This window comes from Psychrobacter sp. TB67, from assembly GCF_000511065.1.
Taxonomy (GTDB): Bacteria; Pseudomonadota; Gammaproteobacteria; order Pseudomonadales; family Moraxellaceae; genus Psychrobacter; species Psychrobacter okhotskensis.
The window spans coordinates 1-22,873 of sequence record NZ_AYYA01000009.1 but is presented as its reverse complement, the minus strand read 5'-3'; the positions used below and the strand labels follow the sequence as shown (position 1 = coordinate 22,873).

General features: G+C 43.2%; 17 protein-coding genes and 1 pseudogene. 11 read left to right on the top strand and 7 right to left on the bottom strand.

Translation table 11 applies throughout. The annotated features are described in order from the left end of the window. Window positions 1-374: 374 nt before the first annotated feature. The gene (locus tag W293_RS0101820; protein ID WP_025650827.1) at window positions 375-1,259 is read left to right on the top strand and encodes an SAM-dependent methyltransferase; all 885 of its coding nucleotides are present in this window, start codon (window positions 375-377) and stop codon (window positions 1,257-1,259) included. A 104-nt stretch (window positions 1,260-1,363) separates the two neighbouring features. After that, the gene (locus tag W293_RS0101815) at window positions 1,364-3,166 is read left to right on the top strand and encodes a GspE/PulE family protein (RefSeq protein WP_025650826.1); all 1,803 of its coding nucleotides are present in this window, start codon (window positions 1,364-1,366) and stop codon (window positions 3,164-3,166) included. Between the two features lie 51 nt (window positions 3,167-3,217). On the opposite strand, the gene W293_RS16675 is transcribed toward W293_RS0101815, so the two are convergent. Continuing rightward, the gene (locus W293_RS16675) at window positions 3,218-3,883 is read right to left on the bottom strand and encodes an acyltransferase (protein ID WP_025650825.1); all 666 of its coding nucleotides are present in this window, start codon (window positions 3,881-3,883) and stop codon (window positions 3,218-3,220) included. 189 nt (window positions 3,884-4,072) lie between these two features. Between W293_RS16675 and W293_RS0101805 the strand changes: the two genes are divergently transcribed. From W293_RS0101805 to gspK, 6 genes are all read left to right on the top strand, one after another. After that, complete coding sequence (locus W293_RS0101805) at window positions 4,073-4,861, top strand: TatD family hydrolase (protein WP_025650824.1); 789 nt, start codon at window positions 4,073-4,075, stop codon at window positions 4,859-4,861. Window positions 4,862-5,094: 233 nt separating this feature from the next. Further along, on the top strand, window positions 5,095-5,778 hold the full coding sequence (locus W293_RS0101800; protein WP_025650823.1) for a TetR/AcrR family transcriptional regulator: 684 nt from the start codon (window positions 5,095-5,097) through the stop codon (window positions 5,776-5,778). Between the two features lie 204 nt (window positions 5,779-5,982). Further along, window positions 5,983-6,690 (top strand): prepilin-type N-terminal cleavage/methylation domain-containing protein, encoded by a 708-nt coding sequence (locus W293_RS0101795; RefSeq protein ID WP_025650822.1) that lies wholly within the window; start codon window positions 5,983-5,985, stop codon window positions 6,688-6,690. Between the two features lie 3 nt (window positions 6,691-6,693). Next, the gene (gene gspI, locus W293_RS0101790; protein ID WP_025650821.1) at window positions 6,694-7,200 is read left to right on the top strand and encodes a type II secretion system minor pseudopilin GspI; all 507 of its coding nucleotides are present in this window, start codon (window positions 6,694-6,696) and stop codon (window positions 7,198-7,200) included. Then, complete coding sequence (gspJ, locus tag W293_RS0101785; RefSeq protein WP_025650820.1) at window positions 7,197-8,063, top strand: type II secretion system minor pseudopilin GspJ; 867 nt, start codon at window positions 7,197-7,199, stop codon at window positions 8,061-8,063. Before gspI ends, gspJ begins: the two co-directional genes overlap by 4 nt. A gap of 12 nt (window positions 8,064-8,075) precedes the next feature. Then, a complete protein-coding gene (gspK, locus tag W293_RS0101780; RefSeq protein WP_025650819.1) occupies window positions 8,076-9,173 on the top strand; it encodes a type II secretion system minor pseudopilin GspK in 1,098 nt (365 codons plus the stop codon). A 149-nt stretch (window positions 9,174-9,322) separates the two neighbouring features. On the opposite strand, the gene W293_RS0101775 is transcribed toward gspK, so the two are convergent. The 3 genes from W293_RS0101775 to ychF all read right to left on the bottom strand — a co-directional run bounded on the left by W293_RS0101775 (window position 9,323) and on the right by ychF (window position 12,811). Next, window positions 9,323-10,006 (bottom strand): TetR family transcriptional regulator, encoded by a 684-nt coding sequence (locus W293_RS0101775; protein ID WP_025650818.1) that lies wholly within the window; start codon window positions 10,004-10,006, stop codon window positions 9,323-9,325. Window positions 10,007-10,123: 117 nt separating this feature from the next. Further along, window positions 10,124-11,545 (bottom strand): deoxyguanosinetriphosphate triphosphohydrolase, encoded by a 1,422-nt coding sequence (locus W293_RS0101770; RefSeq protein ID WP_025650817.1) that lies wholly within the window; start codon window positions 11,543-11,545, stop codon window positions 10,124-10,126. A gap of 174 nt (window positions 11,546-11,719) precedes the next feature. Next, window positions 11,720-12,811 carry a redox-regulated ATPase YchF gene (gene ychF, locus W293_RS0101765; RefSeq protein ID WP_025650816.1) on the bottom strand — a complete coding sequence of 364 codons (1,092 nt, stop codon included), beginning with the start codon at window positions 12,809-12,811 and terminating at the stop codon, window positions 11,720-11,722. Window positions 12,812-13,183: 372 nt separating this feature from the next. Here ychF and W293_RS0101760 point away from each other — a divergent pair, with 372 nt between their 5' ends. Together W293_RS0101760 and W293_RS0101755 are read left to right on the top strand one after the other, a co-directional pair. Further along, a complete protein-coding gene (locus W293_RS0101760) occupies window positions 13,184-15,364 on the top strand; it encodes an ATP-dependent helicase (RefSeq protein ID WP_025650815.1) in 2,181 nt (726 codons plus the stop codon). A gap of 44 nt (window positions 15,365-15,408) precedes the next feature. Then, the gene (locus W293_RS0101755) at window positions 15,409-16,365 is read left to right on the top strand and encodes a WG repeat-containing protein (protein WP_025650814.1); all 957 of its coding nucleotides are present in this window, start codon (window positions 15,409-15,411) and stop codon (window positions 16,363-16,365) included. Between the two features lie 118 nt (window positions 16,366-16,483). Here the strand turns inward: W293_RS0101755 and W293_RS0101750 are convergent, their stop codons facing one another. After that, window positions 16,484-21,130: an AAA domain-containing protein gene (locus W293_RS0101750; RefSeq protein WP_025650813.1), complete on the bottom strand. Its 4,647-nt coding sequence runs from the start codon at window positions 21,128-21,130 to the stop codon at window positions 16,484-16,486. Window positions 21,131-21,367: 237 nt separating this feature from the next. On the opposite strand from W293_RS0101750, the gene W293_RS15935 reads away from it, so the two are divergent. After that, a complete protein-coding gene (locus W293_RS15935) occupies window positions 21,368-22,327 on the top strand; it encodes a contractile injection system protein, VgrG/Pvc8 family (RefSeq protein WP_037028740.1) in 960 nt (319 codons plus the stop codon). Here W293_RS15935 and W293_RS16880 read toward each other — a convergent pair. Both W293_RS16880 and W293_RS15930 read right to left on the bottom strand, forming a co-directional pair. Continuing rightward, window positions 22,319-22,510 (bottom strand): annotated as a pseudogene (locus tag W293_RS16880) (IS3 family transposase); the annotation flags it as partial. The gene W293_RS15935 and the pseudogene W293_RS16880 overlap by 9 nt on opposite strands. Window positions 22,511-22,532: 22 nt before the next feature. Further along, on the bottom strand, window positions 22,533-22,873 hold a 341-nt coding region (locus W293_RS15930; protein ID WP_156916406.1), incomplete at its 5' end, for a DDE-type integrase/transposase/recombinase.

Below are 22,873 nucleotides of genomic sequence, written 5' to 3'. Positions count from 1 at the left end.
ATATATAAGCGGGTAATTATTATTAAAATATTAAAATATTAAAATGACTATAAATGCTCATGCTTTGAAATATTTTTTAGCCAAAAACCAATAATATTGTGAATGTATGAAGCAAGTTACAAAGCATTTTTTTCACATTTATACAAGGAATCGTAGGCTAGTCATAAGGTTTTTGTCCTCATAAGCACTATAGGTATTGTATGAATGCAAGCCATTCTCAATAAATTTCAAGCTCATAATACCAAACTTTAAAATAAAAATCTGTCTAGCAGCCACGATGTACCATGATAAAATGGAATATCGTTAGTGAGTAATTTTGTATGCTTGAGCCAATTGGCTCGATAAAGACCGTTTGTTATCAGTGGAGTGACCATATGTCTGGCGATAATGCCTTGTTGAATGACCAGCATCGAGCACCAATCATTGGCTACCATCGTGCGCCGCTCTCACAGAAGTTTGGTGCGCCAAGACAACCGAATTTGGTGGCGCTGACTAGTGTAATTGAGATGCTAGCGCCTTACGATACGCCAGCGGCATTCATTGGCTTAGACACTTTTAGCCATATTTGGATCAGCTGGCAGTTTCATCACAACTATTTATATAAAGACAATCAGAATCACAAAAACGAACAGAAACATCAAAACGACCAACTTGATACCACAGGTAGCGGTTTTCGACCACAAGTTCGACCGCCAAGGCTTGGTGGTAATCAAAAAATAGGCGTGTTTGCCAGTCGTAGTATGTATCGACCATCCGCTTTGGGATTGTCTGTGGTGAAACTTGAGCGTATTGAGGTGATACAAGGTCGGGTATTAGTTATCATCAGCGGTGCTGATATGATAGATGGGACGCCCATTATCGATATCAAACCTTATGTGGCTTATAGTGATGCATTGAGTCATGCAAAAAGTGGTTTTGCGCAAACTGCGCCGCACTTGTTGGATGTGACGATTATCGAGCTGGCTTATGAGCAGTTTTTGCAAATTGTCGCCAATCAAAGTGCGCAAAATGCAGCGGTAGAAAATGCTCAAAATAAGCAATCATCAGTTAAAGCAGTCATTGATAAAACTCAAAAACAGTTAATGATGGCTGATCTAGACACTATCAAAGCCTTAATCGCCCAAGATCCACGTCCTGCCTATCGGCGCACCGAGTTAAATAAGCGTTTTACCATGCGCTATAAATCTGTTGATGTCAGCTTTCAGCTGATAGAATCGGGACAGTTGCAAATAACGGCCGTTGTAGCAGTGACTTCTTAGCATGAAATTGGCGCACTGTATTTATGCTTTATCAAAGCCATGAAAGTGAAAGCTATAAACTGCTGATTTGTGAAATATTTATTGACCAATAAAAGAAGAAAAATATGTCTGCTCAAAAATATTCGATCGTGATTGATTTACGTTGGTGTCTTGATGAATTACTAGCAGATAGAGTAATTGATCAGCGCGGCTATAATCTGGTGATAACCAGTCGCCGTGATAAGGCGCAGCATCCGCTTCTGACGATTAGTGAGTTTGGGTTGCCTAATGGTCATGCGCTTGATGATCATGCGCTTGATGGTCATGCTGAGAGTAAATTAACGATAGCATGGCTCAATCAATGGCTAGCGGCCAAAGCAGACATGCCACTTGTGCGTATTGATCCACTGAAAGTTGATGTGCCAGCCGTCACGCAGCTGATGTCGTTCGAATATGCGCGCTCGCAGCATATTTTGCCGATTGAGGTCACGTTAAATGAAGTGGTCATCGGTACCGATCAGCCGTTTTATACAGACTGGCACTCTAATATAGAAAAGTTAATTAAGTCCAAAAGCTATCGTACGGTCTATATCAATCCTGAACAGATCAATCGCTATCGACAGGAGTTTTATCAAGTCACGCAAGCGATTGCTGGGGCAAACTCTCTACATAAGCGTGCGGCGGCTGATGTCACCAATGTCGAGGCGTTGTTACAGCTTGGCGACAATACCAATCCCGATGCCAATGACCAACACATCGTCAGGGTTGTCGATTGGTTGTTGCAGTATGCCTTTGAGCAACGCGCCAGTGATATTCATTTGGAGCCACGTCGCGAGACCGGAAAAGTGCGCTTTCGTATTGATGGCGTATTACACACCGTTTATGAGATGCCGCTGGCGATTATCGTCGCGGTGACAGCACGGATTAAAATCTTGGGCCGTTTAAATGTCGCAGAGAAGCGCAAACCGCAAGACGGCCGGCTAAAAACCCGTACGCCAAAAGGGTTAGAGACTGAGCTACGTCTCTCTACCATGCCGACTGCTTTTGGTGAAAAGCTGGTCATGCGGGTATTTGACCCCGAAGTATTGGTGCGCTCGTTTGCTCAGCTTGGTCTGTCTGGCAAGCAGCTTGAGACATGGCACGAGTTGACCGCGCATCCAAACGGCATTATTTTGGTCACTGGCCCGACCGGTTCAGGTAAAACGACCACTTTATACAGTACGCTTAAGCAGCTCGCCACAGAACAAGTCAACGTCTGTACCATTGAAGATCCTATCGAGATGATTGAGCCCGCTTTTAACCAAATGCAGGTTAATCCGGGCGTTGATTTGCACTTCGCTGACGGCATTCGCTCTTTGATGCGCCAAGACCCAGACATTATTATGGTCGGTGAGATTCGCGATGCCGAGACTGCTAATATGGCCGTGCAAGCATCGCTGACGGGACATTTGGTGCTCTCGACGTTGCATACCAATGATGCACCCAGTTCACTCACTCGCTTGCATGATTTGGGCATTCAGCCGTTTTTGACCTCAGCGACGATATTAGGCGTAATGGCGCAGCGCTTGCTACGTACGTTATGTCCGCATTGTAAAAAAGCAGTCGATGTTACGCCAGACAGTGAAATTGCGATACAGTGGCAAGAGCTGGTACAGCCTTGGCGCGCTGCTGTACCAGCACAAATTTATATAGCGCAGGGTTGTGAGCACTGTCGCCATACAGGCTATCAAGGTCGCGTTGGTCTATATGAGATTATGCCGTTATCGAATGAGCTAAAAAAACTGGTGGCAGCTGATGCCAATTTGGATGTATTGAAACAACAAGCCTACCGTGAAGGCGTACAGCCGCTACGCTTATCGGGTGCGAAGCGTATCAGTGAAGGGGTGACAACCTTAGAAGAGGTGATGCGTGTGGTGCCGTTACATTAATTTTAAATAGCAAAGTTTGGCATGGTAAAACTAGCCTTATACCCTGAGTCTTTAACGCTCCCAGCGTACATTTTGGCGAATGATTTTTGCAGGCGCGCCCGCCACCATACAATTTGGTGTGGTCACTGGTTTATTGACAAATGCACCGGCTGCAATGATACAACCGCTAGCGATAGTAACGTTTTTAGAGACAGTTACATTGGCAGAAATCCAAATATGATCGCCCAAAATGACGTTAGAGTGAGCAGGATTTAACCTCTTATTAGAGTCTATATCGTAAACCTTGTGGACGTCAGTCGCTCGAATTTCAATACCGCGCGATATCATGCAAGATTTACCAATAGTCACACTTTTATCACGTGCCAGAATATAGCAGTCGATGGCGGTAGTATGCTCACCGATATAAATATGCAAATGGTTGCCAACGATCAATAATTGCCCTGAGAACTTAACTTTTTCTCCAATCGTGACTTGATTGTGACTGCCGTTAATGTCGATTTTTAACTGATTAAATTTGCCGCCCTTACCGATAGTGATGTGATTGCCATGACCTTTACGAATGGTAATGGCTGAATTGCCAATGATGCGTACGTCTTTAGCAATCTTGATATGATTGTTGTGCCCTTTGTCTTGTAACAAAAACCGCTTTTTGTATAGTTGTTTGGGTAATAGGGTTTTTATAATGGGGGAGAGGCTGATGGTTTTTTTATGGTTCATAATAAAGGGCTTATGAAGAGTGAGTAGATGACGCAATGTTTTTGCTAACAAACCGCTTTTATGATTTATTAACTATCTGATAGTGTATCGTTAAACCTTACTTGAAAACAGCTCGCTTTAGAGCAATAAATAACCCTATTCATTTAACGTTTCAAACCTAATTTTTCTATTTTATTAACGAGATTGTTTATGTTTACTGATAGCCACTGCCATCTTAACCGTTTGGATTTGACCAAGTACGATGGTCAATTATCCGGCGCGATTGCTGCCATGAAAGAAGCCAATGTCACCCGAGCGATGGCCATTATGTGTGATTTTGCTGAATATGATGAAATTGCTAAAATCGTCAGCACTTATGGTGATGAAACGTTAAATCTCGGCATGAGCGTCGGTATCCACCCTTGTGAAGATATCAGCGTATTACAATCAGCGACGGTCGAACGTCTGATAGAAACTGCCGATGCCGAGCATGTGTGGGCCATAGGGGAGACGGGGTTAGATTATTATTGGTCGACGGAGAACAAAAAAGAGCAGCAAGCCAGCCTTGCGCGCCATATTCATGCCAGCCAAAGCTTGAAAAAACCACTGGTCATACACATGCGTGATGCCAAAGAAGATACCATTGATATCCTAAAGGCGGAAGGGGCGGAACACGGCATTATTCATTGCTTTACCGAAGATTGGGAGACCGCGAAGCAGGCGCTAGACTTAGGGTTTTATATCTCATTTTCGGGTATTGTTAGCTTTAAAAGCGCGCAAAATATCAAAGATGCAGCAAAAAATATGCCTAGAGACCGATTGCTTATCGAAACCGACAGTCCTTATTTAGCGCCTGTTCCTAAACGTGGTAGACCTAATGAGCCCGCTTATGTACCTTACGTTGCGAGTTGTCTGGCGGAGATGTATGGCTGTAGTAGCGATGACGTTGGTGCAATGACTGCAAAAAACTTTGAAAATTTACTGGCACAGTATCATTAAAATGGTTATGCTATGACCACTCAGTCATTTATTAGATAGTGTTATTGCTTTACGTTATTTTTAGTTGTTATCTCAAACGTAAGCATATGATTATCAATGACTATTTAGCAAACATAAGCATATTCCCCTTGGTAGTCTTCGAGCAGACTTTGTATAGCCTCATACTCTTGTTGCCGACGCACTAATCTATACGATGGTCATATGCTTAATCTTGTCAGGTTTTAGGAGAGATTATGAGTCGTCAGCATCAGTTCAAGGCACGAGAAGAGAATATCTTAGCGATGGCAGAGCAACTGTTACTTGAGTCAGGCGATGGTGATATCACTTTAGACAGTTTGGCAGACCAGCTTGATTTGGCTAAAGGCACCTTATATAAGCATTTCTCCAGTAAAGATGAGCTCTACTTGCGTATTATTATTCGTTATGAAGAGCAGCTGTTTGAGATCAATCGAATTGATGACTGCCCATCGGCTGGTGTGGCCCGTATGATTTTTCAGCAATTATTCAATCCACAAAAAGCCATGCTCCTCAATCAAATCGAAGAGCGTTTGGCGGCATCAGTGACAGGTCTCAATCGCTTGTTTGGTGAGTTGTACGATATTCGCCGTCAGCGTATGAAGCGTTTAATTGATATTATCAGTGCGTATTTACAGGAGCAGCACAGCAATTTAAGTACGCGTGATTACTTGTCCTCGATTTGGGCGATGGGTCAGGGCGGCGCAGGATTATTGAACTCAAGTTTTTATCAGCGCTACTTGGGTCGCCGTGATACCTTGCGTTATGCTTTCGTTCAGCAAATGCTCGAGTTGCCTAGCCATTATCCTGCTGACGATGATGAGGTGATGGATGAGGATATGCAAGAGCTGGTGGAGCAGATCGATACTGAGTCCGAAGAGCATCGTAATACCAATTACTAGCTTGTTATTATATTTTGAACATAAGCAGCTATTCTTTTATAAAAATCCGTGTTGTTATATTCTGTATGGCAGCACGTTAAATTTATTTTTTAATATGTGTACAGATTTATAGTTTTTATAACTCGTCACGTCTTTCGTCTTGTTTATACCATTCAATATAGCGTTATTTTTTAGTAGGATGACGCCATTCTAGATGACTTCTGTATGTCAAAACCGACTTCCTCGATATCTTCAATACTAGCTCTTCACGCGCCTAGGCATATCGGGCAAGCGGGCTTTACCCTTGTCGAAATTGTAGTGGTTGTGGTCATTCTGTCTATTTTTGCTGGCATGATGAGCTTATCAGTTGGTAGTAGTGAGTCTCGAAAAAACCGGGCCTTTTATGAACACCTTACCGATTCGCTGAGCTACGTTAGGCTATTATCCGCTGAGCGTATGCAGCCGATGGGCTTAAGCTTACAAGCGGATAAACAAGGTCAAGTAAACCCCGTTATTGTCACTTTATCAAATCCTTATATTGCCTATCAAACGGCTGAAGCCGCTTCAGATCGTACGGACAGTCGTGCTAAAAATGCCATGGAGTTGTCTACCGATTTGTCTGGGATGTCAGGTGTGAATGGGGACGTAGCAACGCCAAGTTGGGAGATTGAACCCGAAGTTACCTTACCTGAACTGCCTGCTGGAGTGAGTTTGAGTGTGCAAAGCTTAGATGCTGGTAACGCTGCTGCAAATGCCGGGCAGACTCAAACGCTACAACCTTGGTTTACCGATCAAACGGTACCGCAAATATTATGGTTTGGTACGGGGCAAGCGACACCGGTAACGATTGAAGTGCGTCATGACTCGCGCTTGGTGGGTGAGGTGATTACCATCATGCCTGATGGTAGTATGTCGCTAGGACAAGGACTGTAATGGATGATTAAATTACCTAATTCGCCTGTTAGTTCTGTTAATAAAGCCAGCAAAGCCATTTCATCAGAAAAGTCATCGTTGAAATCGACACGCGAAAGCGGTTTTACCCTGATTGAAGTGATGGTCGCCTTAGCGATTTTAGCCGTCGTCGCTGTCGCTGCTAGCCGTGCCAGCAGTGCGTATCTCAGCTCGGTTGATGTGTTGCGTACCCGTACGCTGGCTCATTTCGTTGCCCAAAACGCGGCTGCCGATTTACAAATCCAAGAGACATGGCTAACCGCCAATCGCAGCCAAACGCTTAATGCGCAAGGTCGGGATTGGCAGGTGATGATGACAATCGGCGATACCATTAGCCCCGCCTTAAAGCAGGTAACTATCGCTGTTGCACCTATTATCGATGGACAGACAGGCAGCACAGTGACCGATATTAAGGTGGTCTTGAGTAATCCAGAACAGGATATGGGTAGCCTTGATTTGGCGAGCTCAAATTCAAGTAGAGGCAGCCTGTGAGGCAGCAGCGTGGCTTTACCCTACTTGAGCTGATGGTCGCCATGGCAATATTTGCGATGCTGGCAGTGGCGGGTTGGCAAGTGTTTGATAGCGTGAACCGCGCCCGTGAGCGTGCGCAATTTCATGCTGATAATTTGGCTGTCTTGCAATATACCTATCTACAACTACAGCAAGACATGGGACAAATCATTCCTTACCAAGCACCCAGTACGCGAGATATCAGTGTCTCAACGAACACTACTAACAGTGACAGCACTCAAGCCAATATTATAGAGTCTGAGCCTTTTATGAGCTTAGATGGCGAGCATATTAGATTTGTACGCTTCGCAGATCCTGATCCACGCTACCAAAGTAGTGCCAGTGTGCAGTACATTGAATATATTTTTGCCGATGAGCGCTTAATTCGCCGTCAATATACCAGTCTTGCCGCTGGAGATGATAGCGTTAGCTTGGATAGCGTACTGCTAGAAGGGGTGACCGCAGCACGCTGGCAAGCCTATTTACCAGAAATTGCGACCAAATTTCCTGACGAAAACAGCAGTAGCAATAACAACAATACGACTAGAGCCTTTGGGCAGACGGCTGATACAGCGAATAGGCAAGCTGAGGTGCAATTATTGCCAAAAGGTATTGCCGTTAGCTTTACGTATCAAGATATGCCTATCACGTGGCAGTGGGCACTTGCCCCGCAGCCGTCTCCACGTGGTAGTATGCAAAATGCACCAAATAGCAAGAGCGATAACAGCAACGATAATGGCAGTAATGAGGGCAACAGTAATAATACTAATGGTAGCGATACTGCGAACGCTGGTGTGGGAAATGCTAATTTACAAGGTATTGACAATGTGCCATTGGCTCAATAATAGAGGCCGTTTATGTCCATAACAGCGCATTCTCAGCGCGGGGTAGCACTGCTGACTATCCTGCTATTGGTGGTCAGTATTACGGTGGTCGCCGGGGCAATGCTTGCCAGTCAAAAGATTGCCATCAGGCGTAGTGGATTGTTGTTTGATCAAGATCAACTACTACAAGACATTGACGCCGGTCAGCAATTGGCTATGACTGTGATTCGCGCTGATAATAAGCTAAACGATACGGACAGCGAGCAAGATATTTGGGCGCAGCCGATACCACCCTATGCTCTAGATAATCACAGCATCAACATCGAATTGCGCGACGAAGCCAGTCGTTTTAATATTAATAACTTATATCAAAATGGTGCGGTTAATACCGCTGCGTTAATGGTCTTTCAAAGACTCTTAACACAATTAAATATAGAGCCTGATATCGCCATTGCGGTACTGGACTATCAAGATGCAGATGGTGAGGTCTATCAAGATGGCGGTGATGAGAGCGTGGTATATTCGCAGCAGCGCAGCGGGGCAGTAGAGGGGATATTACCAAACCAGCCATTTATTAGCATCGATCAGTTACAAGACGTTCGAGGAGTCAGCGCTGAAGTGTTAGCAGCACTGCGCCCTTACCTTAGCGCCGTTCCTTATTATGTGCCTATCAATGTCAATACTGCCAGTCCTGAACTGCTGGCGTCTCTGATGGACGGTGTGACTAGCGAGCAGATGCGTGGGTTGACCGAGATGAGGCGCAAGCAAGTATTGCCATCTATCGATGAATTGTGGCAATTGCCAATATTGGGCGGTTTGAATGAAGAGCAGCGGGCAGCACTAACGCCACTGTTAGCCGTTGATAGTCAGGCTTTTACGGCGCTTATCACGGCAACAGACAGTGCCAATACAGGTCAAACAAAGCAACGTTTTGCAACCGTCTTGATTAGCAAAACCACCACTGATGATGGTGAGGCTAAAAACAGTAGCGATGCTAATAATAGCAGCGATAATAGTAACGATAAAAATGGCAATGATGCCAACAGTATAGGCAATGACAATAAGAGCAAAAAAGCGAAGTCAATTAAAGTTATTACGCAGCGTCTGTGGGCATTTCGGCCGAGTTTTTAGCTAGGGTCTGTTTAACATTTAAATATGGTACTGGCAGTAGCTATTTTTTAGACAATACGCAGTGAAATTTTTGACGGCAATTTATCTCATTTTTATGACTATTTTTGCAATGAAGACACGGCCTAGCACTCAAAGGTTGCATAGATTGCTTAGTCGTCGCTCAGACGAGTCTCTTCGGTAGACTTCCAGTTGTATGCGCCATAAAATAACATTTGTGCTTGGCGAGTACAGTTATGCAGCATCAGGTGTTTCTTTTTTTCAATTTCAGCCAAGTCAGCCTCATCATCATGATCCTCAGAATAGGTCAGCTCTAGCCAATCGATAATCCAAGAGAAGAACATATTGACCCCCGCTTCAGCCAGCAAGCGTCTATCGTAGGCGTTAATGTGCGTAAATGCTGGCTGTAAAGCCAAATCTTCTGCTAAGCTTTGACCATGCTTTTTAATTAATTCATTGATTGCTTTGCGCACAGCTTCTGAACCACCATAGCGTTCACTGACCAAAAACTGCCAATAGCAAGGCTGCTCGCTGACCATATATAAAAACAGCTGAATACTCTTAGCGATTTGCCGATCAAAACTTCGCTTACGGCCAATTTGCAGGCTTTCGCTTAAGGTGGCGAGCGTCCCGCCCAACTCTTCAACCACCAATGCCCGTCCAAGCGATTCCATATCATCGAAATGCCGATAAAATGCCGTCGGTACGACACCAACCTCGCGTGTCACCTGCCTGAGACTGATGGAGCTAAAAGACTGCCCTGTCATACAGAGATCGAGCACCGCATTAAAAAAGGCGTGCCGAGTTTGAAGTTTCTTTTGTTCGCGACTACTCATAATATTTCAAAATTATCCAATAGAGGTTTATCATACTCATTTCAGCGCAAGAATACGACTGAAATAGGCAATGAGTGTAAATTTACTAGACCTGCACTGGTCTTTTAAACCCTTAGTCTAAACCATTGTGCCCCAGTGACCTTGTAGTTCCTGCGCCAATCTATACGCCTCATGGTCATTCATGCCAGTAATAAAGTCCAATATATTTAAAATATTGTGATAGATATTATCTGATAATACCCGTTGATGCTCGTCGAGATACGGTTGTAGCAGTTTTTGTAGGCGCTGCTGCTCAAAGGATATTGGCGCAGTTTTTGCGTTTGTCCAAGCCAAGGGTATAAAGGCATCTAATAGGCGATGCAAGCATTGGTTCGCCATCAATTCCATTCGCACTTTGCTTGGGTGATTGAATATTTGCTCACGGGCCAATTGTTTGGCTCGATTAATACCATTTTGCACATTTGTATCACAATGTGCAAATAGACTGCCATTGAGTGTTCCGGCTAGCAGCGACTCACTATTAGCAACAAAAGCATCGGTGACAGTATTGACCAAGCGCATCATCGCGCGCGCTCGTAGTGATGCTAGGCTTTGCCTAACAGACATGTGTGCTGGCAGACTAATATTGCTCGGCCGCTCACCAATCAATTCATAAAATATGGTGGCGACATCGCTATAGGTTAGCATATTGAGATTGATGCCATCCTCCAAATCTATCAGTGCGTAGCAGATATCATCGGCTGCTTCTAGCAAATAGGCCAGTGGATGGCGGGCAAAACCATCGTGTTGCTGCGAGCGCGGTAGACCCAAACAGGCTGCCAATTCTTCTAACTGAGAGGCTTCACTATAAAAGCAGCCAAATTTTTGTACATTGGTGAGCGAATTACTTGGGGAAGTGCTTTCAGAAACATGATTGCTATGCGTCGCTAGCCAAGGGTATTTCATAAAGGCACCCAACGTCGCGCAAGTGAGGCGCATACCGCCCTTATCAGGATGATGCTCATTACGGGCGAGTAGCCGGAATCCTTGCGCATTGCCTTCGTAGGCCAGTAAGTCCAATTGCTCATTATTACTCAGATTTTGTAAAATAGCCTGACGGTCAGGATGCATAAACCAATCGCGAATGGCGTATTCTCCTGCATGACCAAAAGGCGGATTACCAATATCATGAGCGAGGCAGGCTGCTTGAACAATGACTCCGACATCGGCTGGCGAGACGCCTACTGGTAGACCGCTGGCTGATTTATCATGCAGTTTTTCTGCTGCCATCATTCCTAATGAGCGTCCAATACAAGAGACTTCAAGCGAATGGGTTAGACGAGTATGAATGCCCAACTGATTTGTCAATGGATGGACTTGGGTTTTTTGATTGAGCTGCCTAAAGGAGTGCGAAAATACCAGTCGGTCATAGTCTTTATGAAAGGATGAGCGCGCGCTGTCTTGTGCAGGTGCTTTTTTATGGCTGCCCAGCCGCTGCGCGCTAAATAATTGCGCCCAACGCGCACTACCATTAAGCGATTGATTCATATGAGCCGTCATAGTTTATAATCCGTTATTTTTATCATTATTTTAATAATTGCTTTCAGTTTATTTGCTGCTTTTTGAAGGTAACAGACGTTATTATAATAAAAAAAGCCAGCACAAAGGCTGACTTTTGGTTGTTCTGTACTAAGACTGTGTAAACACGCCATTCGCTTTATTAGACTTTGAACGTTAAACGTTAAAGCGGAAATGCATGACATCGCCATCTTGCACGATATAGGTTTTGCCTTCAAGACGTGATTTACCAGCGGCCGCTGCGCCTTTTTCACCGTTATATTCGATGAAGTCATCATAAGCAATGACTTCGGCACGAATAAAGCCGCGCTCAAAATCGGTATGAATAACGCCAGCGGCTTGCGGAGCAGTAGCACCAATCTCCACAGTCCAAGCGCGAACTTCTTTCACGCCAGCGGTGAAGTAAGTCTGCATATCGAGCAGGTCATAACCGCCACGAATGACTTGGTCAAGGCCAGCTTCTTCCATGTCCATCTCAGCTAGGAAGTCTTTTTTATCATCTTCATCAAGCTGGGCAATTTCAGATTCGATTTGGTTGCATAGCGCAATAACGATGGAATCTTCGCCAGTCGCGTAGTTGCGTACTGCATCTAGATAAGGATTGTTTTCAAAACCATCCTCAGAGACGTTAGCGATATACATGGTTGGTTTTAGGGTAATTAAACCATAGCTTCTGATGAGTTTTTTCTCATCCGCGTCAAGATTGGCCGCGCGAGCCGCTTTCCCTTCTGCTAGCAAAGGTTCAACCTTTTTGAATATATCAAGTAGGGCCTGCGCATCTTTATCACCGCCTTTAGCCTTTTTAGTCTGGTTGTGAATGGCACGTTCCACTGCTTCTAAATCCGCCAAAGCTAATTCAGTATTGATGGTTTCGATGTCATCAATAGGGCTGACGCGACCATCGACGTGGACGACGTTGTCATCATCAAAGCAGCGTACTACGTGCGCAATCGCATCGGTCTCACGAATGTTGGCTAGGAACTGGTTACCCATGCCTTCGCCTTTTGACGCGCCTGCAACTAGACCCGCGATATCCACAAACTCCATCGTCGTCGGTAGTACGCGTTCAGGATTGACGATGTCAGCCAATTTCTTTAGGCGTGGGTCTGGTACTGGCACGATACCCGTGTTGGGATCTTTGGTACAAAACGGAAAGTTTTCAGCGGCGATACCCGCTTTGGTCAAGGCGTTAAACAAGGTAGATTTACCCACGTTTGGTAGGCCGACGATGCCGCAATTAAAACCCATAACATGCTCTCAATATATGAATAAAATCAGTTGGTATAAAGTTTGGTTAAATGATAAATCAAAATTGGGCATATTGTAGCAAATTTACCGGAATAGGGGTGAGGTTGTTGTGCGGTATACTGAGATTTTGTCCGAGTCTTTCAGAGTCATCGCCAGCAATTTTGCTGTTTTATCAATTATGGTAAGCTGTACTATAAAATAATAATTTAGCTGACAAGCGCATTGAAGGTGAGTACCTATAACTCGCTAAACTTTACTAACAATCTTAACTATTAACACTAAAATCCCTTAGCTACATCTCTGAACTGCTGCGTATTAGGTGCTTTATACAGATAAAAGCGGCTAACATAAAATGAAAGGCAAATTCCTATAATGACATCCACTATTTTTGACACGCACCGCTATCACTATCCGCAGAACTTTATGGAGATTAAGCCTAAACTTGCGCGTCTTGAAAAAGCGATTAAAAAGCTAGAGGCAAATCTAATCGACGCCGACGATGCTGCCAATGTTGCGCTGCTGAAGCAAAGGTTAAATAGTGATTTAGGCTTAAAAGTAGATTACGCCAGTGAGCTGAATCCGGATCAATTGTTAGCAGCCACTACTATCGATGGTAAGGTATTGGTCATCGCCGGTGCTGGCTCTGGTAAGACCAAAACATTGACGTATCGTACCAGCTATTTACTAGAAAACGGAGTGACACCCAAAAGCATTTTGCTACTGACCTTTACTCGTAAAGCGGCGAATGAGATTAAGAGTCGAGCTAAGACACTGCTAAATAATACTTTGTCTGATGATGAATTATCAGAAGATATACTACCGACCAGCAAAGCGCTAAACGACATCACTAGTGGTACCTTTCACTCATTCTGCAATATGCTATTGCGTCAGTATTCAGGGCTGCTCGGTATCAACCCACGATTTACTATCTTGGATACAGGCGATAGCGAGGATGCGATCGATTTAATTCATAAAGAAAAAAAGTATCCTGCGCAAACCAAAAGCCAAGCTTTTCCACGCAAGAAGACCTTACAAAATATCTTTTCAACCTCTAGAAATCGGCGCATTCCTATTCGTAATTTGATCGAAGATAATTATCCTGATATCGCTATTCATATTCCCATTATCGAGCAGTTGGCTGTCGACTTTCACGAGTATAAACGCGCCAATCATCTCTATGATTTTGATGACATCATTAGCCAAGTCGTGCGCCATTTAAAGACCAATGACACATTTAGACAATTACTACAAAACCAATATCGCTACATCATGGTCGATGAATATCAAGATACTAATATCCCGCAAAAGCAGCTGATAGATTTGATTTGTGAGCCTAAGTCAGTATCGCTGATGGTGGTCGGGGATGACAACCAAAGTATTTATGCTTTTCGCGGCGCAAATTACGAAAATATTCTACTGTTCGGTGAGACCTATCCTGAGGCGAGTCTCATTAAGCTGGAGCAAAACTATCGCAGTACACCTGCTGTTTTAAATTATATCAATGCCTTGTCCGCACAAATCACCTTGGGGTATCAAAAACAGCTCTATTCAAACGCTACTATAACGGGCGAAAAACCGATATTTAGCCGCCTGAGTGATGAAACGAAAGAAGCTAAGTTTATTGCTGATAAGATTATCGAGTTAAAGCCAGATCAGGATTACAATGATTTTGCGGTACTGTGCCGTACGTCTTTTCAGTCCAATTATGTACAGTTAGAATTTATGGAGCGTCATATTCCATTTATCGTGGTAGGGGGTATTAAGTTCGTTGAGCGCCGCCATATCAAGGATGTCTTAGCTTTTATAAAAATTCTTTATAACCCCAATGATACGATTGCATGGCACCGAATTTTGACCTTGTTCCAAGGAGTTGGGGCAGTCACTGCGACGCGTTTGACTCAAGCGATTAATGCTGATAATAATTCTTTTGAACCATTGCTGACGGCAAAGTTTGCCAAAAAAAGTGAGCAACTTGAGCCTTTGTATCATACTCTGACTAAGGCAAGTCAGGAAGAATCAGTCGAGACTATTATTGAGCGTATTTTAGAGTTTTACATTCCTATCCTAAAAACGATTGAAGAGAATTGGCGTGAGCGCAGCGAGGATTTTCGGGTGCTCAAAAATTTGGCAACAGAGCACAGCAGCCTTGATGATTTCTTAGAAAATTTGGCACTTGATCCGCCCAATGACTCAGTGGCAGCCATAGATAAACCCGAAGACAATGATAAAGACAAAGTGACGATTTCGACCATTCATAGTGCTAAAGGGCTAGAGTGGCCAGTGGTGTTTGTCAATTCACTCGTTGATGGCATCACGCCGCATCATCGCTCTTTAGATGACTTTGAGGAGTTAGAAGAGGAACGAAAATTATTTTATGTCGCCTGTAGTCGTGCCAAGACCAGACTGTATCTGACTGCGCCTGATTACTTCGCCAGTTATTCAGGGTATTTTGACAAGCCATCAAGATTTATCGCGGAGCTGTCTGCCGATGAAGTCACCGTCGAAGCTTCTAAACAGGTGAGAGAGGAGAATGATGATCCAGTGTGGTGGTAGTGTTCGATTAAATTCACGGTAATAGTATTTCGAGGTATTAGGTTTTGTATAAGCAAATAGCTAAAGCTTTATTAGTCCCAATTATTGCTTCAATAAGTAGTTTGCCTGCTTTAGCTGCTGAGGACTGTATGCCGCCGAAGAGTAACTATAGAAATATTCAATGTACTGATAATACGCATCTATTTGTTGCCTATGATGACAATTATCGCCCACAAGCGTTACTCAATATAAAAGGTAAAGTAACAGCTAGTCTCAAAGATTTTGATAAAGTTGAGGCGTGGTTGTACAGCGATGGATTTTTTCCTGTTTTAAAAAACGATCAAGTCGGCTATATCAACGAACAAGGTAAACTGGTCGTACCTACTATTTACGACAACTTAATAGATCCTAATGATAAATATAATGAGGTTTGGGCAAACCCTGTTTATCAAGGTAAAATTGTCGTTGTAAAAGATGATGCATATGGTGTCATCGATACTAACAATAAAGTTATTCTCAGTTTTGAAAATAACTACGCCATGATGGATTCTTTTAGCAATGATAGGGCTCCTGTTTATGACTTTAATACGGAGTTATGGGGTCTTATAGACACTAACGGTAAAGAAGTTGTTGCCCCGCAATACGACGGTCTGGATGGTCATTTGGGTGGGCACTATGGTTTTCATGAAGGTCTGCTCGGTGTAATTAAAGATGATAAATGGGGATTTGTTACCAAGACGGGAGCTGTTGCTGTCCCTTTCATTTATGATGAAATAAGACCTTTTAGTGAGCAGCTCGCTGGCGTGCGTAAAGGTAATCGTTGGGGCTTCATAGATGGTGCCAATAGAACTGTCATTCCTTTCAAGTTCTCGGACGATAAAGTACAGAGGATGAGCGTTACTTCTTTTGGTGCAACGTATTTCAATTTTAATAATGGTACAGCGCAGATAGAAGAGAAAAGTGATGGTACGTCTGTCTGTATTAATAAGCTAGGTAAAATAGTGGCTTGTAGTGAATGGTGATTCTTTAAGTTTAAGTATAGTTAAGAACAGAAAAATCCGTGCTTTGATAAAAGACGGATTTTTCTTAAGATAATTATGATAGTCGCTATGAACTGAGTATCTAGCAGGCTATAAATGTTTAGGTCTCAGCTTCAATATCGAGTATGGGTTCTTCAACCGTATTGACGATTCTAGATTCGACATACGAGCTGCTATGTGCCGTGTCGGTAGTGATTGGATAAATCTCTAAGCGTTCCAATTCTGCTAATAAATCTTGGATGACTTCTTTTTTACGAGTGACAAAAGTGGACGCAAAGCAGCGCCAGAATTTCCAGCCAGCACGTTCAAGAATACGCTGACGTTGCATATCACTATCCCATTTGTCAGGCCCATGATATCTATCACCATCACATTCAATAGCTAAGCTATTGTCCTCTTCACCTTCAACAACCATATCAATTCGATAGGCGCCAGCTTTAACCTGCGGAATAACTCGATAGCCTCTCTCAACCAAAAGGTCAAAGACTTCTGTTTCAAAGGGAGACTCACATTTCTCACGCAAATCAGAAACTTCTGCTTCATCTTGCATGAATGGTCCTTGAAAGTGTTTAATAAGCGCTGATCGGTAGTGATCGGCTTGGCTTAGCTCATCCAACTCAATACTGCGCACCAAATACATTCTATCGCGCGCTCTTGAGGCCGCGACATTCATTCGCTGGGCGAAGGTATCTCTCGTTTGTGCATGGGCAGCTCCGGGTGCCACTACCAATGACAAAAACATGATATCGCGCTCTTTACCTTGAAAGGTTCTGGCATCACCGCAAGCAATATCAAAAGCAGTCATTACTGCTTCATCCAATTCTTTATTGAGTATCTCCATAATATTATGTGCTTGCTTGTTGCCTAGCAATGAGACCACACCGATGGTTTTACCTTTGTAAGCTGGGTCAGAGACGAGGGTTTTGATCTCATCGACGATAAATCTGACTTCTGAAGGATTAATATCAGAGCCTTTAAGACGATAGCCATCGGTGACATAAATATCAACCAATGGAGGATCCAAGCGCTCTGAGGGTTTGGCTTTACGCAAAGGTATCAGCTCATGGTTGTAAAACTCACGTTTAGAGAACTCAATGATAGGTGCCACACTGCGAAAATGTTCTTTTAGCATCACACTGCTATCGGCAAAAACGACTTTAAATAAATCATATATTGAACGATCAGGTGACATTTGTGAGCGATAGACAGGGACTTGATTACTCAGATATTGTGCCATCAAATTACGAATCTTTCCGATGTCGAGCCCCACGCCTTCTGGCGATACTTGCTTATCGTCACCAACGATTAACACTTTTTTGGCTCTCATGATGGCTGGCAACGCCGTTAAATCAGACTGAGAGGCTTCATCGATGATAACCAAGTCAAAACTGCCAAACTCTGCTGGCAGGGATTCAGAAATACGATAATGCGGCATAATCCAACATGGGATAGCAGCACTTGCTCCCGCAGAGGCTTCGCGGGCTTCACGGCGGTAATAATGCGCTCCTTTGCCTGTTCCTTTACCAATACGCATGATGGCAGAGCGGTATTTTTCTAAAGACGCTCTCACGTTTGGCGTCGCATTTTCTGCGACCTTTAGCCAGGCTCTTTTGGTGATGGCTTCTTGATAGAGTCTTGCAAGATTTACTTCTAAATTGCCACGAGTTTTGGCAAGTTGAACCAACTCTTTGCGACCATCTATACTGTCTATAAAGCCCATCAATCGGCTAAGACGCCAAATCTGCTGCCAATTATCAGGAAGTAGTTCATCAGATGACAATGACTCTTGAGAATTAAGACAAGGCTCATGGCGTAATTGATTTGCCCAGAGTGGCGCACCACTGTCTTCGATAAGCTGAGTAACGGCAGTGACCGTCTGTAAGTCTGTTGCAAGATTATTTACTCGCTGTAGCTCATTGAGTAGCTCTTCCCACTCCGTACTTAATGCCTCATCTAACAACGACAAATTACCGATTCTCTGATTTAAAAAGAGCGTTATTTGTCCACTAATGACGCCATTACAGTTAGTAAGCTTATTCAGTAAATTTTCTTTTAGCGTGAGACTTTCTGCCAATTTATGTCTCTTTAAGTGTTTTTTAAGAACGCCCTCAATCTCAACTAAAACATCTTTATTATAAGGTGCAGTAGAAATGATATCCCAGCCCAAGAAAATAGCATGTAACGCTTGTTTAATAATGTGTTGTAGGTTGTTGCTACCGACAATGTCTTCATATAAATGAACGGCTGAATTCAAATTAGATAAGTTATCAGGTGCTACGTCGAATATTGGTAAAGACAAGTCATTTGATAATGCATTCCAACGAATAATTAGCGCCTGAGATTTTTTTCTAAAGTCTATATAGCTAGATATATATTGCCAGTCTTCTACAGTTGAGGGTTGCGAAGAGACAATCGTGATAGCTTCAAGGATCTTCTTCTCAGCAGACTTACCAAAAATCCCAGCGATACCAAATGGTTTCTTGCCTTCGGATAAGTTTTTGACCGCGTCAACAAGCTCTGGATTTTTATCAAAACTATCAGCCATCGTGATAGGTTTAGTTAAATAAATGGTCCTCTCATTAAAAAGTGACTTAATCTCATCGTTGAGTACAGTTAGATGAGCGATGATGTCTTGCTTAGTATCATCAGTTAAGCTCTGCTGAATATGAGTCGTCCAATCCTGCCCAGCCACTGCAATCTTTTGAAGAAGATCAATTAAACGAGAGGTATTAGAAGCAGCATCGTGAGCCATGCTGATAGTGCTAGTACTTTCGTTCACTAAGCTTGGTAGTACTCCTTGCTTTTCAGCCTCCTGCGACTCATTGAGATAACTCAAATCCTTGTGCAGTTGTTTTATGGTATTGATAGAAGGGAAGTCTGCAACAGCAGGTGTTTTTTTATCAAGATAATCCAAATCGCTTCCGAGCTTTATTCTTATTTTTCTTAGTTCAGTCATATCGGCATGAGTAAATCTAGGCTTAAATGTCTCTTCTATGCCTAATGTATCTAGAAAGCTTTCGATAAGCTGCCTGTTTTGAGCAACCTCAGTCGCTGCATCTATGGGCTTGATGGTTTCGCTATCTATAACGATATCATCAAGATTTAACCGCGCCCAAGCCGTAATCTTATTGTCAGTACTGGCCAGTTGCGCATGAATGGTATCGATTTGATTATCAAGCATGACGATTTCTTTTTTGTAGGCATCTCGATTGATACTAGATACTTCACTTGATATTTTTTTAATCGTATATTCGAACTGTTTTAAACCTTCGTTTTCACTGGTCAGTAGACTAACCGCTAGTGGGCGAATGGATTCAGGCAGTTTTTCTTGCAGCACCTTTAATGCAGGATCTTTCATCGACGTGACTAACACGCGTTTACCCAGCGCTAAATAATGACAAATAACGTTGGCAATAGTATGCGTCTTGCCTGTACCAGGAGGGCCTTGAACGACAACGCCGTCATGGACATTTAGTTGCTGTACGATTTGTACTTGTTCAGCATTGAATGCTTTAGGAAAATATAGCTCAGCTGGCGTGCCTGTATAATTTTCACTGCCGCTGACCATAGATAGACCACGATAAGCAGGTAGTATTATTTCTTTATTTTCTGTAGCAGGCTCGGTCAACATTGCTATAAGAGCATTTGGTAAAGGAAGGTCATCGCTATTTTCAAGCTGAATGGCGAATTTATCTAAATCTTGCAAAAATATATTATTGCTTCTAGGACGCGCCATAATGACCCATGTATCAGTGACGATAAGGTGATTTTGCGCCTTAGGTATTTTTCGCTCATCTGCAATGGTATGGTCAGGCCAATAAACGCCGGAAGCATCAAGCAAGGTCACTGCTGATTTTAAAATAGGCTCATAGCTACTTGGCAAAAACGGATTTAGTAAAACATTCTCTGCTTCATAAAACGCTTTACTGTCTTTTAATAGATTGGCCAAACCTTGGTTCTCATCAATAGAAAAAGGTTCAGTCTCAAGCGTAGAAGGAGAGGGGTTGGGCTTTATAAGTAGAGCCATTGTCTTTTGATCTAATACAATTTCTACAGATTGTGTTAGTAATGGATACTTGATTTGCTCGCTATTCTGTCCATTATCAGTATTTTTTCTTACAGCAACACCGACACCCCAAACCAGCTCAAGCGATTCATCAGCTAGGTTGCCTTGTAGAATTTGATTGAGCTTAAATAACTTTGCATATAGAGCAATACTTTGGCGTACAAGCTTCTCTTGCACTAGCCAAGGCTTCCAAATGTTTTTGAGATAATCATTAAATTCATCTTGTAAAGATTCTCTTTCAGGAAAATCCTTTAGGTAAATTTCTATTTCTGATGATTCTTCTATATCTGATAATTCATTTTGATAGCTATCATCAACATCAAATGGTGTGAATGCTTCTTCATAAGCGATAACACCATCATCTATTAGATTTTGTACATAGATTTTTTCTTGCAATAAAGGCTGATCGCCAAATTTTATTGGAAATGTTAACCAATGTGCTAATAGTGAGCTGTTGGGTTTAGGTGCTGAGTTTTCACGCAATCGCTCTAAACGAAGCCAAACGTCATCGGAGGTATCGTCGGTGATGTTCAGACTAATACCTGGCAAACCTATTATTTGTTCTTCAGTACAAGTGAAATCAATGTGTTTAGCAAAATCTTGAGTAGGCGCTTTTTTCATTAAAGCACATTGTTTAATGAATTCAATTTGAGAGGCCAGTCTTTGTGCGTAAATACTCATTTATTAAATCTTCCAAATCATCAAAAATATTAGCGATTACTTCACTGAAAACACAAAGACCAAACTATAGCATAGAAATTAAAATCAAACTTTTATGTCCTAATAAGTGTATCAATAGTTACTAATACTTGACAATATTTCAATAAACCCTATACTTTTCTCATAGGATAGTCTAGTAACTTTTGTTGGTAATCTATCGGTTTTGCTTTTAATGTCGTAATGATGAGAATCCCTTTTATGCCCTCACAAACTGCCCGTCTACACCAACTCAGCGTTGGCAGTGACATTTTAGCAACTACCTCCCTTTATCCAAGTGCCTTTTTCTGGACAAGTAGCCTCAATCAAAGCTCCTTTAGTCACATACTAGTGTTCAGTTACGATTTCTTAGATATCGACGCATGTTTATCTTTAATCAGCACAACTGTCTGTTTAACCACGCTATCTGCAGATCGGATGCCTACTTGTCGGACAGGCGTCATTCAGGCAATTCGTTATCAGCATTCTGATGGGGCCATGCACTTTTACACCCTCGATATCGTCACCCCTGACTGGCAATTGACCCAGTCCATCCATACCCGCAGCTTTGTCAATCAATCTACCCTTGATATCCTCACCATTCTCCTTAGCGATTACGACTTCGACTGGCAGCTCTCAGAGCAGCTACTCTCATCAGAGCAACTAATCACTCAGCTTGCCATGCGCACCCAATCTGATGTCAGTGACCATAATTTTATTATCGGCTTGCTTGCTGATATTGGAGTCTCTACGTTGTGGGTATCAGGTGACTCAGTAGATGAGCTTGGCTATTGGTCTTTAGTCAGTGCACTAGACGAGAATGAGTTATCACCACTTGACTATAGCTACGAGAAGTCTTCAGTACAGTCTGGTACAGACTCTGTTGACGAGCTACAGATGATCGCCAAGCAGTTAGGCAGTTGCACAGTGGTGGTACGCGCCGATGGACTCGCCGCTGATACTATCTATGAAGGCATGGCAGATGACGACTCGCCCTTAGCGTTTGATGACACTGCGGTACTACTTGGAGCGCCGTCTCGGGTGTATAGCGATGCGTCTGCCACCAGCTTAGCTGAGCAATGGGTACGCGCCAATGGTTGCAATAGAGAATACTATAGCGCCACAGGTGCCATGCGTGGCCTAAGTATCGGTAGCAGGGTTTATAGTGGTCAACTAATTTAGGACACCTTCTAAGAGGTTTTTATTAAAGTAACGTTTTTCTGTTTCTACTGGTGTTAAATAATTGTTGAAGCTATGCGGTCTCACGGTTTGATAGTAGCCCCAGATATAATCACTAATGGCGCTCGATGCTTCAGCGATATCCTCGTAACCGCCCTTTGGCATCCACTCGGTTTTAAAGCTCCTAAAGAAGCGTTCAGTTGGCGCGTTATCCCATGAGCGAGGATTGGCAAAGCACTGCTTTGCCCGAGTGCAAGGCGGAGGGCTGTGCCCGTAGTGGGTTTCCTTTGCGGCTCATACTCTGCTTCATATCCTTACAGTCAGCTATCGCGTCAACGAACTCTTTACTGGTGTAATGCGTGCCTTGGTCAGAGTGGAACAGCACACCGCTTGGTTTAAGGCGAGTCTGATACGCCATCTTTAGCGCTGATGCGGTCAAGGTGCTATTAGGTGAATCGGATACGCTAAAGCCAACCACACGGCGAGCAAACAAGTCTAAAACAACCGCTAAGTAGCACCAGCCACCTTTGATACGGATGTAGGTCACAT

Coding starts and splice junctions, on each gene's coding strand:
- gspK (WP_025650819.1), top strand. CDS start 8,076: ATGTCCATAACAGCGCATTCTCAGCGCGGGGTAGCACTGCTGACTATC.
- W293_RS16675 (WP_025650825.1), bottom strand. CDS start 3,883: ATGAACCATAAAAAAACCATCAGCCTCTCCCCCATTATAAAAACCCTA.
- gspI (WP_025650821.1), top strand. CDS start 6,694: ATGATTAAATTACCTAATTCGCCTGTTAGTTCTGTTAATAAAGCCAGC.
- ychF (WP_025650816.1), bottom strand. CDS start 12,811: ATGGGTTTTAATTGCGGCATCGTCGGCCTACCAAACGTGGGTAAATCT.
- W293_RS0101795 (WP_025650822.1), top strand. CDS start 5,983: ATGTCAAAACCGACTTCCTCGATATCTTCAATACTAGCTCTTCACGCG.
- W293_RS0101820 (WP_025650827.1), top strand. CDS start 375: ATGTCTGGCGATAATGCCTTGTTGAATGACCAGCATCGAGCACCAATC.
- W293_RS0101805 (WP_025650824.1), top strand. CDS start 4,073: ATGTTTACTGATAGCCACTGCCATCTTAACCGTTTGGATTTGACCAAG.
- W293_RS15935 (WP_037028740.1), top strand. CDS start 21,368: ATGCCCTCACAAACTGCCCGTCTACACCAACTCAGCGTTGGCAGTGAC.
- W293_RS0101775 (WP_025650818.1), bottom strand. CDS start 10,006: ATGAGTAGTCGCGAACAAAAGAAACTTCAAACTCGGCACGCCTTTTTT.
- W293_RS0101800 (WP_025650823.1), top strand. CDS start 5,095: ATGAGTCGTCAGCATCAGTTCAAGGCACGAGAAGAGAATATCTTAGCG.
- W293_RS0101750 (WP_025650813.1), bottom strand. CDS start 21,130: ATGAGTATTTACGCACAAAGACTGGCCTCTCAAATTGAATTCATTAAA.
- W293_RS0101815 (WP_025650826.1), top strand. CDS start 1,364: ATGTCTGCTCAAAAATATTCGATCGTGATTGATTTACGTTGGTGTCTT.
- W293_RS0101760 (WP_025650815.1), top strand. CDS start 13,184: ATGACATCCACTATTTTTGACACGCACCGCTATCACTATCCGCAGAAC.
- W293_RS0101770 (WP_025650817.1), bottom strand. CDS start 11,545: ATGACGGCTCATATGAATCAATCGCTTAATGGTAGTGCGCGTTGGGCG.